The sequence below is a fragment of the Anaerotignum sp. genome, assembly GCF_030625865.1.
Taxonomy (GTDB): Bacteria; Bacillota; Clostridia; order Lachnospirales; family Anaerotignaceae; genus Chakrabartyella.
In genome coordinates, this window is record NZ_DAOUQB010000020.1 from 41,809 (window position 1) to 54,571 (window position 12,763).

The 12,763-nt window shown below is 38.9% G+C and carries 14 protein-coding genes; 4 read left to right on the plus strand and 10 right to left on the minus strand.

Annotated elements, in window-relative coordinates; all coding sequences use genetic code 11:
* Positions 1-8: 8 nt before the first annotated feature.
* The 4 genes from P9Q65_RS07440 to P9Q65_RS07455 all read right to left on the minus strand — a co-directional run bounded on the left by P9Q65_RS07440 (position 9) and on the right by P9Q65_RS07455 (position 4,447).
* On the minus strand, positions 9-1,544 hold the full coding sequence (locus P9Q65_RS07440) for an L-lactate permease (protein WP_304508749.1): 1,536 nt from the start codon (positions 1,542-1,544) through the stop codon (positions 9-11).
* Between the two features lie 612 nt (positions 1,545-2,156).
* Complete coding sequence (gene trxA, locus P9Q65_RS07445) at positions 2,157-2,474, minus strand: thioredoxin (RefSeq protein ID WP_304508751.1); 318 nt, start codon at positions 2,472-2,474, stop codon at positions 2,157-2,159.
* Between the two features lie 396 nt (positions 2,475-2,870).
* Positions 2,871-3,911 (minus strand): stalk domain-containing protein, encoded by a 1,041-nt coding sequence (locus P9Q65_RS07450; protein WP_304508752.1) that lies wholly within the window; start codon positions 3,909-3,911, stop codon positions 2,871-2,873.
* Positions 3,912-3,928: 17 nt separating this feature from the next.
* Positions 3,929-4,447 (minus strand): C-GCAxxG-C-C family protein, encoded by a 519-nt coding sequence (locus P9Q65_RS07455; protein WP_304508753.1) that lies wholly within the window; start codon positions 4,445-4,447, stop codon positions 3,929-3,931.
* 122 nt (positions 4,448-4,569) lie between these two features.
* On the opposite strand from P9Q65_RS07455, the gene P9Q65_RS07460 reads away from it, so the two are divergent.
* The 3 genes from P9Q65_RS07460 to P9Q65_RS07470 are packed head-to-tail and all read left to right on the plus strand — an operon-like array spanning position 4,570 to position 5,537.
* Positions 4,570-4,770, plus strand: a complete 201-nt coding sequence (locus tag P9Q65_RS07460) for an ATP-binding protein (protein ID WP_304508754.1) — start codon at positions 4,570-4,572, stop codon at positions 4,768-4,770.
* Between the two features lies 1 nt (position 4,771).
* On the plus strand, positions 4,772-4,972 hold the full coding sequence (locus tag P9Q65_RS07465) for a 4Fe-4S binding protein (RefSeq protein ID WP_304508755.1): 201 nt from the start codon (positions 4,772-4,774) through the stop codon (positions 4,970-4,972).
* On the plus strand, positions 4,965-5,537 hold the full coding sequence (locus P9Q65_RS07470; protein WP_304508756.1) for a 4Fe-4S binding protein: 573 nt from the start codon (positions 4,965-4,967) through the stop codon (positions 5,535-5,537). Before P9Q65_RS07465 ends, P9Q65_RS07470 begins: the two co-directional genes overlap by 8 nt.
* Before the next feature lie 44 nt (positions 5,538-5,581).
* On the opposite strand, the gene P9Q65_RS07475 is transcribed toward P9Q65_RS07470, so the two are convergent.
* Entirely contained in the window at positions 5,582-6,241 is a 660-nt protein-coding gene (locus P9Q65_RS07475) for a Crp/Fnr family transcriptional regulator (RefSeq protein WP_304508757.1), read from the minus strand.
* A gap of 136 nt (positions 6,242-6,377) precedes the next feature.
* Here P9Q65_RS07475 and P9Q65_RS07480 point away from each other — a divergent pair, with 136 nt between their 5' ends.
* Complete coding sequence (locus P9Q65_RS07480) at positions 6,378-6,746, plus strand: hypothetical protein (protein ID WP_304508758.1); 369 nt, start codon at positions 6,378-6,380, stop codon at positions 6,744-6,746.
* 142 nt (positions 6,747-6,888) lie between these two features.
* On the opposite strand, the gene P9Q65_RS07485 is transcribed toward P9Q65_RS07480, so the two are convergent.
* The 5 genes from P9Q65_RS07485 to P9Q65_RS07505 all read right to left on the minus strand — a co-directional run bounded on the left by P9Q65_RS07485 (position 6,889) and on the right by P9Q65_RS07505 (position 12,625).
* Positions 6,889-8,169 (minus strand): sensor histidine kinase, encoded by a 1,281-nt coding sequence (locus P9Q65_RS07485; protein WP_304508759.1) that lies wholly within the window; start codon positions 8,167-8,169, stop codon positions 6,889-6,891.
* Positions 8,166-8,840 (minus strand): response regulator transcription factor, encoded by a 675-nt coding sequence (locus tag P9Q65_RS07490; protein WP_304508760.1) that lies wholly within the window; start codon positions 8,838-8,840, stop codon positions 8,166-8,168. The genes P9Q65_RS07485 and P9Q65_RS07490 overlap by 4 nt, the downstream gene beginning before the upstream one ends.
* Positions 8,841-9,202: 362 nt before the next feature.
* Positions 9,203-11,203: a carbohydrate-binding domain-containing protein gene (locus P9Q65_RS07495; RefSeq protein WP_304508761.1), complete on the minus strand. Its 2,001-nt coding sequence runs from the start codon at positions 11,201-11,203 to the stop codon at positions 9,203-9,205.
* Positions 11,204-11,217: 14 nt separating this feature from the next.
* Positions 11,218-11,913, minus strand: coding sequence for a DUF4956 domain-containing protein (locus P9Q65_RS07500; protein WP_304508762.1), 696 nt, complete (start codon positions 11,911-11,913; stop codon positions 11,218-11,220).
* Entirely contained in the window at positions 11,906-12,625 is a 720-nt protein-coding gene (locus P9Q65_RS07505) for a polyphosphate polymerase domain-containing protein (protein ID WP_304508763.1), read from the minus strand. The genes P9Q65_RS07500 and P9Q65_RS07505 overlap by 8 nt, the downstream gene beginning before the upstream one ends.
* Positions 12,626-12,763: the final 138 nt, after the last annotated feature.

A 12,763-nucleotide genomic window follows, 5' to 3' on the forward strand; every position in this document is an offset into this window, starting at 1 on the left:
AGAAATCATTATAAGCCAAAACCTGAGAAAATCATATGGGTATAAACCATACTTAGTACCATATAAATCGTCAATATTACCGCAAATGCCGCCAAGGTACGTTTTAATACCTCGCCTTCTTTGCCAATGACACCAACGGTTGCACACGCCGCAACAACATTGTTGGGGCAAATTAAGTTCCCTAAGGATGCCCCCGCATTCTGCCCTGCAAAAACAGTAATGGGGTTCAGACCCAACATATTTGTAGCATTCAAATGCATTGGTGCAAACATAATATTTGAGCCAAGGCCTGTTCCGGTAATAAAAGAACCCGCTGCACCAATGGCAACCGCAGCCGCAGGATAAAATTGTCCGGCAGTATCTGCAATGGTGGAAGCAATAATTTGAATCATACCCGTCTGACTATTCTGCATAATATAGGAAACCGTCAATAAAGAACCCATGGTAACCAAAACAGGAATAACACGCTTTAACGTTTGCCCCATGGTATCCAGGAAACCTTCCAGACTAACACCCAAAATAACACATCCTATGCAAGCACAGAGAAAAACAACGACGTCTACCCAAACAATATATCCAAAGGTAATCAGGATAGAAAAAGGTACTGTATAACGAACAACGGGAAGGGCAATAACCAACACCAAATAGGGTGATAATGCATGGAAAGAAGAAAAACGACGACCTTCTGATTCTTTCTCGGTTAATTTACTATCACTTTTATATCTAAATTCTTCAGGTGTTTTGATTTTTACCGCTTTCAAAAAAATAATGGAACACACAATGGACAATAACCCCGTGCCAAGGCTGGTGATTTCAGGCCCTACAAAGTTTGAAAGTGCAAACATAATCAAACCTGTACTGATTCCCGAAAACAGCAAATAAGGAACAATTCCCTTAAACCCTTTTCTACCAAAAGCAATCATTACAATCAAAAATGGAATTACAAACACACCAAACATATGAATTCTGCCGACCATAGCTGAATTTAAAGCCGCCGTACTTACGCCTTGGTCAACCAAATATTGGCCGCCTGTAATGGTAGTAAGCCCCGCACCGCCCCAAGAACAAGGCGTTGCATCTCCCAAAAGAGCAACCACTATGGCAACAATGGGATCAAATCCCAATCCCACCAAAAACGGAGCCGCTATGGCAGCCGGAGAACCTGCACCCGCAGCGCCCTCCAAAAAAATAGGTACCATAAGCCCAACAATAATCAACTGGGCTCTACGGTCATCGGTGACACCGGCCAATGTATTTTGTACTTGCTTCATAGCCCCTGATCTTTGCATCAGATTTAACAGCAGGAAAGAAGAAAAAACCAACATAACGATTTTTGAACCTTCTTTAATGCCTTTCCATAATAAGCCGTCTATCATGGTAACGGTATCCTTAAAGACTACATCTCCGGGGCTAAAATATGTAAAAGCCAAAATAATAATATACAATAACCCAATAGGTGCGACCTTCATCGCAGGCTTTTTTAAGACAATGATTCCTACTAAAATCAATACTAAGGGGCTAAGTGCCATTACAAAATCCATCATAACCATCTCCTCTTTCACTGTTTTCATCAGTTTGTTTGTAATAAATCATCCATTTTTAAAAAACAAAAGGACTTACGGCGATCGCCATAAGTCCTTTTCCTCTTCTAACTAAGAGCCTAATTCTCTCTTGTTTCTTATATTTCAGAGGTACTTATCACATGACAATCAGCACTATTCTTCTCAATGTCCAAAATAATCACTAGGAGGACCAGGAGGATAGCGCTAATAATCAACACAAAACCATATTGAGTTGTATAAAACGCAACACAATTCATAGGAAATTACCTCACTTTATTTTTCTTAAAATGGAATAGAGAAACGATACCATTTTATTGTATAAGTGTCAATGCATCATTTTTTTGCATATTTCCTCTGAATTGTATATATTTTTATACAAAAATATTTTTCTACTGACAAAAACACCAATGTTTTATACTAAAATGTATTTAAATACATACAAAATTTTATTTTTATTCTTGTTTGTGTATACTATATACTACTTTAGTCTTTTTTTTTCTACCATTTTGTATTCTTATAAATACAAAACACCCCGGGTAAATTTTCCCGGGGTGTTCAAAAACAAATACCTATGAGGAGATATATTGCTGGCGTTTATCCAATGATTTTATCAAGCTTCTGCTTCAGAACTGTAGGAGGAGTTACACCAATCACAGCATCCACAGGCTTTCCATCCTTGAAAATTAACATATTCGGTACACTCATAATTTGATATTTCTGTGCTAAATCCATGGATTCATCAATATCAACTTTAAATACTTTTGCCTTTCCTTCATACTCAGCGGAAAGCTGTTCCAAAACAGGGCCCATCATTTTACAAGGTCCACACCAAGTAGCTGAAAAATCAACCAAAACAGGTACACCGCTCTCAATTACTTCTTTTTGAAATTTATCCGATTTAATCTGCAACATTTTACATTCCTCCTATTTCTGATTATAACCAAAATTGTTATCCTTATTCTTTATTTTTTTTGAGTATAGCATACGTTCAAAAATAAATCAATAGTTTTTCCTAAATAATAATAATTATTATTTGTCCTTTATTTTTTTATTTTTGTATACTTCTTTCCAAAAAAGGTAATAATGACTATCGAGAATGTTATTTTCCCCCATACAATAACATTCTTTCTACTTCTTCCCCTTAAATAGGACAGGATTATATCCTGTCCAAGACAATGACAAACCCGCCAAATACAGGCGGGTTTTTTACATGTTATAAGGCAAATAAAACCTTTTATATTCATATTTTTCATAAAAATAGACCACTGATTTCATTTCATCAGCGGTCTATACTTAAGGGGTATCCCCTTATAGCTCAAATTTCATAGTAAACGAAACAACTCCCGTTTCATTGGGTGCAATGGTCTCCGGCGGTAAATAGAACCCAATCCCATCCTCCGTTAAATAATATCCAACTTCATCCATACATTTCTCTAAGCGTTTTTTTGCATCTGCATAAAAACTTTCTGGCTTTTCATCAATGAGTGTGCCAAAAGAAGTGTTCCAAAATTCTTGCATCTCTTCTTCGCTATCTGCAATCAAGTTAAAAAGTTCTATTTCCGCCCCGCTTCTGGCATTAAAAGTGTGAGAAAAACAATTTTTTATATTATCACTTTTCCCGATATCTTGTGTACTTGTCCCATAAAAGGACACCATCTCGCTGTTATCCCTTGTCATTTCATAGGAACCAATATAAGAATAAGGTGTAAAGGAATTACCCCCGTCTTTTTTCTGTTCATACTCTTTTTTGGCTTTTTCGCCGTAATCATCTATAAAATCCTTTGCAGATTCTTTGGCTTCATCCTCCAGTATTTTCTGGATTTTATCTGCGGCATTACTGCTGCTTCTTGGAAAATCCATTTTGAAAGATAACACTGTGGTACCATCTTCCGCCTCTACCGTAGTTTCATAGCCATTCTCTTCTCCCTCTTCCGGAGAAAAAATGGTAATTACATAACCAACAGGATCCCAATCCACCTCAGCATCAAAAGCCTCCGCAATGGCGCGGATAGGTACCATTGTTCTGTCGCTCATGATACAGGCAGGCACAGGCATGGTATAAATAAGCTGTCCGTTTTTATAAAGGCCCGTTTCTCCAATGGTTAATACAAGGGTATCTCCATCTTTTGTTGAAGTAATGGTTTTTGTGGGTTCAGACCAAGAAACCTCACTGCCCAAGGCTTGAAAAATTGCCCGCATGGGCACCAGCGTACGATCGTTTACAATAACAGGCGCCTGATCAAAGGAAACTGCCTGACCATCTACATATACTTGTATGGGCGGATAAGCAAATGCCACCGTTGCAAACAGCAAAGTGCCCGCTACCGCTGCCAAGATACTCTTTTTCATTGTTAAACCACCTTTTTTTAGTTTTCCTTTGCTACTGCATCGTTTTCCTTTGCCATTTCTTCTGCCTTTAAGGCATATTTCATGGCCAAACCACCGCAATACCCAATAATTTCCATGCAGTTTTTCTTTCTTGCCTTTCCTTCAAACTCACCCAAGGGAGAGGAAAGTTCTTTGCAAATTAAGGTTCCATAGTGATCCTCAATTTCTTGAATCATTTCCCCTACCAGGGAATAAACCCCTTTTAACTCGAAAATTCTTTCTCTGACTGTTTCTTTTGCAAAAGGGTCTTTTCTGCCAATGGCACTGCTCAATGCCATAACCGCACCTGTAATTGCACCACAGGTATTTTTTGTTTCTCCCATGCCAGAACCAAAGCCCGTTGCCAGCGCCATACATTCTTTGGGCATGTCTTTATTGTAAATATCTAAAAAAGTACACATAATACATTCCGTACAATTCAAACCTTGGCGAAAATAATTGCTGCTGTTTTGCTCCGCCTGTTCCACCAGTGTTAATTCCTTGTTTTCTTCGTTCATGATAAATCCTCCTGTCCTTATTTGCATTGCGTAACAAAGTTACGGAACATAGCAAAAGTCTTATGCTATCATCATACCATAAAATTATAAAACTTTCTCTAAAATTCGAAAGGATGAACACAATGAAAAAATTAGTAAAAATAAATTTAAATAAATGTCCCCAAAACCATCGCTGTCCCTCCGTATGGGTTTGCCCTGTAGGTGCCTTAACCCAGGAAAATAAATTTTCTGCGCCGAAAATTCATGAAGATCTTTGCATCGGATGCGGAAAATGCGCTCGGGTTTGTCCGAAAAAAGCGCTCTATATGGATGAGGGGGTCTGAAATGAAAAAAATTGCAACATTATCAAGAAACGCCTGTGTATCCTGCGGGTGCTGTGAAACAGCTTGCCCTAAAAATGCCATTGAAATCTATAATGGCATATATGCCAAGGTGGATCAAGACCGTTGTATTGGCTGCGGTCTATGCAAGAAAGCCTGTCCCGCTGATATTATTTCTATAAAGGAGGTTGATTCCATTGGCTAAGAAAAAAAATTGGTACGACTACCTCTGGATTGTCTCTACACTTTATATTATCCTAGGATTTTTTAATATATTATTTGCTTGGCTTGGGCTATTATGTTTTTTAATCCCTTTGGTGATGTCCTTGACGGGTGGAAAAAAAGGCTATTGCAACCGTTATTGCGGCAGAGGACAGCTTCTTACCCTTTTAGGAAAGAAGTTCTCAAAAAACTTACCCATTCCGAAATGGATTTCCAGTAAATGGTTTCGTTATGGCTTTTTAGCCTTCTTTTTGACCATGTTTTTTAATATGACATTTTCCACCTATTTGGTTTTTGCAGGCACAAATAGTCTAAAAGAAGTTGTTACCCTGCTTTGGAGTTTTTCCCTGCCTTGGCACTTTGCTTCTTCTTCGGCACCTGTGGCCCACTGGGTCAAACAATTTGCTTTTGGCTTTTACAGCCTTATGCTTACTTCAACTTTGCTGGGACTGGTCACCATGGTATTATTCCGTCCCCGTACCTGGTGTGTCTATTGCCCCATGGGTACCATGACACAGCTTGTATGTAAGGCAAAATATAAAGAATAATTTTTACTCTTTCTTGGGTATCATTGACATCAATGGTGCCTTTTTTAAAGCAATGCATAGAGCTCTTTTTTATCCAACAAGTGAATGCAGCCACGGCCTACGGAAATCAGTTTCTTCTCCTTCATCCGCTTTAAGGTACGGCTGACTGCCTCCCTGGCACTGCCAATATTCTCCGCAATCTGTTCTTGCGTTAAATATAAGGTATCATTTTTGCGCTGACTGCTTTCATCCAAAAGATAGGATGCCAAGCGCTGCTCCAAATTCAAAAACATCATTTGTTGTACCGCTTCCACTAAAGATGACATCCGCTCCATCATTAATTCCAGCGAAAAATTTTTCACATAAATATTTTCCTGCTCCACACTGGAAAATAATTCTGTGGGTAAAAGCAACAAACGACAATCCTCACAAGCCTCCACCTCTACATCAAAGGTAATCTGTGACATGGCGCAGGACATGGTTAACATACAAAATTCGCCCTCATGCAGGCGAAAAATGGTAGCTTTTTTTCCCTCTTCGGAAATTAAATAAGCCCGTACTGCCCCCTTTAATACCTGAACCATTCCCAAAGATCCTTTTGCAGGGGAATAAATCAAATCACCCTCTTGAAATTCCAGAATTTTTATATTGTTTTGCAGTAAATCTTTTTCTTCCTTTGTAAGATTTGAAAAAAAGGGTAGCCCCTCTATTTTATTGGGAATCATATAACTCCTCCTTTTTAGCGAAACACTGACTTGATTTGATTTTATGATGTTGTTTAATAATTGTCAAGGATTCCTTGCTTGACGCAAACTTTGGTTCATGCTAAAATCCACCCATATCTATACGGAGGTACAAAAGATGAATACGCATTTAGAATTATTACAAGCACTCCCCGTTTTTCGAAAGATATCTCCTCAAGGACTGCAAACCATGATGGATTGCTTTTGCGGAGAATTTCTTACTCTGAAAAAGGGAGATTTTTTTTGGAAAGAACAAAAAAAGGCTGTGTGCTTAATCAACGGAGCAATATCCAACCTACAAAAAGGCACCTTTGCCCCCATACCCACAAAAGCTAACCCCTCTTCTGTTACGGAGGATAGCCTTATTTTAATCATGGATAGCCATATGCTTCTTTATCCCTGTTATGGTTGCTGCTTCTTTCATGCACAATTATTGGAAAATATGCGGGAGGATGGCATAGATTTCAAAGCTTTGGGAACCCAATAAACATCCCTCAAAATTGAAAAATCATATGTTTTTCCCAAATGATATTCCGTAGTTGGATATGCCATGACGAAACTTCAAAGTTTTTTAGGAAATAAAAAAGCACCCTTATGTTGTGAATCACAACCAAAGGGGCTTTTTTAATTTATCGCAGTGTAACGGTTATTTCCAAGGTATCCTCATTTAAAGCCACAATAGAGATCTTTCCTTTGTGTTGTTCTACAATCGCATTTGCAATGGAAAGACCTAAGCCATATCCTCCCGTCTGCCTACTTCTGGAAGCATCGGTACGGTAAAACCGCTCCAGCAGAATATTCATATTTCCTGTGCTCTCTAAATAAGCCTTATTCCTTAAAGTTAACTTCCCACTACTACTTAATGACACCTCAATAGGTGAACCCTCTTTTGAATGCTTCACCGCATTATCCAAAAGGATATAAATCAATTGACGTAACTGATCCTCATTCCCATTTATTGACACATTGGGAGATATTGCAGCTTGAATGGTCTTTCCTTTCCCTTGGGCAAATGCCTCCATTTCGTCACAAACCTCTGTAATAATATCTGAGAGATTCAGGTTTCTCATAGAAATTTGTTCCTGCCCTTCCTCCATTTTTGCAAGGGTAGTCAATTGATTGGTCAAACGGGTGAGCCGTTCTACCTGATGCTTTATGCTTTGGGTCCACTGGCTTTCTCCATTTTCCATTTCAATGACCTCGGTATTTGCATCAATAATAGAGAGAGGTGTTTTCAATTCATGGCCCGCATTGGTAATAAAAGTTTTTTGCTTTTCATAGCTCTCCGCCATTGGGCGTACAGCAGTTTTTGAAAAGATAACAATCAGAAGACAAACCGCAAAAAAACCTGCCCCGCCTACATAAATACTGTTTAGCAAAAAATTATTCATAAAAAATAAATCCTTGGTACAGTCCAAAAAAACAATCATGGTGCCACTGTCTGTTTTTGTAATACGATAGCGATAGGAACCCAAAAAACCTTTGTTTTTCCCTTTATCCATCACAGAATTCGTCATTTCCGCTGCTTCTTCTATGGTAACGGCTGCAATGTTATTTAGATTTACTGCGTCTTGCAAACCTTCTGCATTTAACGTTACAGAAAAATATCGAGTTGAAAAAGGGTCCTCGGGAGAAAAGTCCCCTGAGTTTAACGGTCCAGACTGGTTATCAGTAGCCGATTGATTCTCTGCTATAGGCTCACTTTGTGGTACTGGCTGATTTTTGGGCTTGTCCTTATGTATCTTGGGAAAAACACCGTTATTCTCTGAAATGGCAAATAATGTCTTGTCCGCATTATCTGTCATATTGTTGTAATTCCAAACATTGATACACACAAGAAAGGAGAAAAGGACAATAAAGACACTTAAAGATGCGATTATTATAAAACGAAGCCTTAACTTTTCGCTCATGTCTTTACCTCCAGTGTATATCCCAAATTTCTGGCGGACTTTATCTGCACGTTTGCCCCTACCTTGGTTAAACGGCGGCGTAGATATGAAATATAAACCCAAACCACACTAAGCTCCGCCTGGGTATCATAGCCCCAGATACGCTCCAAAAATCGTTCGGCGGAAATCAATTGATTAGGATTAATCATCATGAGCTCCATCATCTGAAATTCTTTGCCCATTAAACGAAGCTGTGCTGTTTCCGTAGAAAGGATAAATGTATTCCGATCCAGTGTGATATTGCCAAACACCAAAAGATTATCCCCGCCAACTTCTGTTTTCCTGGTCATAGCACGAATTCTGGCGATAAGCTCTTTCATTGCAAAGGGCTTTGTTAAATAATCATTGGCTCCGCTATCCAAACCTAAAACCCGATCATCCACCTCAGACTTGGCTGTCAACATTAATACTGGAATGGTATTTTTTTTCTCCCGAAGTTTTTTTAATACGGTCAGCCCATCCACCTTAGGCATCATAATATCCAAAATTACGCCATCATAATTATCTGCTTCTAAATAGTCTAAAGCATCCCCACCATTATAAACGGCATCCACTGAGAAGCCATTTCTTTGCAATATGGTAACCAAAGCATTGGAAAGCTCTTTTTCATCCTCAGCCAATAAAATTCGCATGGTTTCTCACCTCCAGTTAATAAAATAATTCTTTTATATATTGTAACATATTTGATGCAATTGTGATTTGTTTTTTAAAAAAAGACCTAATTGCCTTAGCAATAGGTCTTTTTTCAATCAATATTTTGAATAAGAGTAAAATATTGAATAGGGGTCAAATACTTTCCTTTTTCATAATAACATGCAAAACTTAAATATAGCTTAAATTTTTCTAACGTTTATTGGAAATTTTTTCTATTTTGTGTTTTATAAAATATTTTTTCACCTAAGATTAATGAAATCCCCCTCCACCTTGGCTCATAATCCATGGCAGCCTACAAAGCACTGCTGTACCAAGGGGAAGGAAATTCAATTTTTCTTCATTAAGAGGTTTGTGTCGTTGTTTCTGTACTGTTTTGTGTCATTGTCCTATCTGGTCTGGTTCCATTCATTTGTCCTCTGCCACCCATATTATCATCGCTTGCTGTGCCATAGGTATAGCTTAATCCATCCATCGTAAAGGTTTGTGTTTCGTCACCCATGGTTAAGGTATAAGAAGAACCATCCTTTAATTTATCACCGGAAACCAAAACCGCCGTGTATTCCCTTGTTGGTGTATAGCTGAGAATTGTTGTACTTTCATTCTTCAGTGTAACATTGCCGCTCTGTGCTTCTGTCAAATTAATCAGTGCCCAGCCCTGTGTAGAATCTGTACTAAAACCATGGAACATACTGCTGGAACCACAGGCAACTAATGTTCCACCGGTAATGATCGCATCGCCATCGCTGTCTACACAAGAGTTTCCATTGTTTTCAGGCCCTGTAATATAGATTACTCCACCGGTAATATTGATACTGCCGTTAGAATCAATACTGTCACCTTTTGTATCAAGGGTTAATGTTCCACCGCTAATGGTAATATTACAGTTTTCATTTGCGCCGAAACCACCGCCATTACCCATATGACCTGCCGGCATCTCGCCATCATTGCCTTGTGATGCTGTGCCTGTTGTGGTTGCACTGGTGGTTACATCAGCAGATGGTTTTTCTGGTGGGGTACTTGTGGAATCAAATGCAGGTCTTTCCTCATCAGTTGGCGGTGTATTTTCGCCATCAAAGGCAGGTCTTTCGCCGTCTGCCATTGGATTTTGCTGTCCATCCATTCCGGCATCATCTGTATCTTCGCCACTTTCTGCCGCATTAATACCATCATCGGAAGAAACAATATTCACAGTTCCTGAAGAAACAAGGACCGTTTCTCCTTCGATACCTTCATAGCATTTTGTAATATTAATTGTACCATCTTCAATTACAGCCGCTGCATCGGCGTGAAAACCATCATCTCCTGTGGCAATGGTATAGGTACCGTCCTTGACTGTCAAATTCAAATTACTATGAAATGCATCGTCTGCACAGTCTAACGTAAAGGTACCCTTTGTAAGCAGTAAGTTGCCGCCGGCTTTAATGCCCTTTGCACTTGCATCCTCTTCTGTAAGTGTAGCATCACTTCCATCACCTGTTTTGATTTGGAATGTACCGTCATCCACTTGCAATATAGCCGCGGCATCAAAGCCATCGCCTTGGGCTGTTATGGTATAAGTACCGTCACCGATGTATACAAAGCCCTTTGTTGTATCATCGCTATTTTCACTATGGAAACCATTCTTTCCTGCATTTACCCGGAAAGTACCATCTGCAATACAAATACTGTCTTTTGCATCAAAGCCATGCTCTGCCGCAGTTACCTTATATGTACCATCTGTTACTACAAGATCATCCTTGGCAACAACGCCGCTGCCATATGCTGCATTTATAGTTAATGTACCACCGCCGTTGAATGTAATATCATCCTTGGCAAAAATAACACCATCAATATTGTTATCATCAATGGCAACAAATTCATTTTTATTGGAAAGGGTATTTGTTGTATTATCAGCCAATGTTACGAATACTTTATCAGCCTGACGTACATAAATGGCTGCACTTGTATCGCAGTTGATGGTTACACCCTTTAAAACAAGCTGCACTTTATCCGTATCCTCTGCATCAATGATAATCTGCCCATCGGTAAGCTTGCCGCTTAATACATAAACACCTTCATCCTGAATGGTTACCGTTGAACCGCTGATACTAACTTTACTGCTATTGGAACTGGTTGCTTTCGTAGAACTTAACTGAATGGAAACAGCCTCACTTTCATCATAGGTTGCCTTTTTATCCCTATCGCTGAATAAATCCGTAGGATCTAGGGCAGTAATTTGTGAAGTTGTATCCGTAGCTGTTGTTGTATCCGTTGTTTCACCCTTTGCTGTGGCCTGACTACAGCTGCAAAGTAAGCAAGCCATTGTAACTATAGCCAAAGCAGTTCTCTTCTTCCCTTTCATACCATACCTCCTCATTATAATTCATTACGATTTAATGGTCTGGATAAACTGATTTCCAGATTTCCGTTTCGACAACGAATTTCATCCATCATTTTCTTTTCAGCAATTGCCTCCTTTAAAGTTACGTGGTAGGTTAATTTAAATAAGCTGCCCATATTTGTAGTTTTCACTTCTGTAAGTTCAAAAGTTTTAAAGCACTTTTCAAAAATATCATCAAAAACATCAGTATAATCCATGTCTTCAGGAATAGTGATACGAAGCTGACGTTCTTGGGCATTTCCATAAAAGCGCTTCATCTTATTTGTATCATAAAGCATTTCTGCTATACTAAGAATAACTGTAAATAAAACTGCCAAAACCAAATATCCCATACCAACGGCAAGCCCTGCTGCCATGGCAATAAAAATTGCACATATTTCCTTTGCCGTTCCAGGGACAGAACGGAATCGAACCAAACTAAAAGCCCCCGCAACCGCAACGCCCGCACCAATATTTCCATTTACCATAAGAATTACCATTCCAACTACCGCCGGTAAAATAGCCAGAGTAACCAAAAATCCCGGTGAACTTTTACTTTGTTTTTTATATGTCAGAGAAAGCAAAAACCCGATCACCAACGCTGTGGCAATACAAAGGATAAAAGGCAGTATTGTAATTCCTGTCTCTGTAGATGTTGAACTTAAAACATTACTTGTTATAAAATTAGGCACTGTACCTGCTCCTTCCTTCCAGCTCTTTTTGGATCATAGCAGTATATGCATTCCCATATTTTGAATAGCTGGTCTTAAAAATATTATTTTCACTAAAAAATCTTGTTAGCCACATAGGCATTCCCATTGCTGCTTTCACTTCCAAAAGCTGCATTCCATTGGGTAAAAGCCCCTTTCCATAGGCACCCTTGCATAGACAAATATCATAATCACGCCATAAAATGGCGTCATCAAAGGTCATTCTAAATTCAGAATCCTCTTTCCCAAAAAACGCCTCTCTTTGGTAAGAAAGCATTACCGATGGCTTTAATGGATGAGTATGGGTAAAATAATCAATTTCCCGAATAATTTGCGTATCCTTTGGCGGCAATTCATTCTGCTCCAGCCAAAGCTTTGCATCCTGCTGGCTCATAGATACCCTTCTTTTATAAACAATCCCTTTGTATTTTTTCTTCAGCTCCACAAAAACTGTAGATTCCGGCGTGGCTGTACCATAACTGCGCACTCTCAGTTTTTCCTTGTAAACTGGTTTTTCCATAGAATGACGGATTAATTCCTTATTATCCGTATCATAGTAAATATTCATAATCGTAGATTTTCCAAAGCTGTCAGGGGACATATGCGTCTCCATTAAATCCTCCAGCATGGCTCTTTGTTGATACGTAAGAAGATATTTTACTTCCTTTCGTTTAAACGTCGTGGGTGTTCCCATGTCCTTCGCCTCCTTACCTGCTGTTTTGCAGGTGCAACTCCTTTTTCCAAGACCAAGTATATTGGAGAAACCTAAAATTTACTTTAAATTTAAAAAAGATTTTACAAAAATTTCTTAAACCGTCTAAAACGTAAAAAA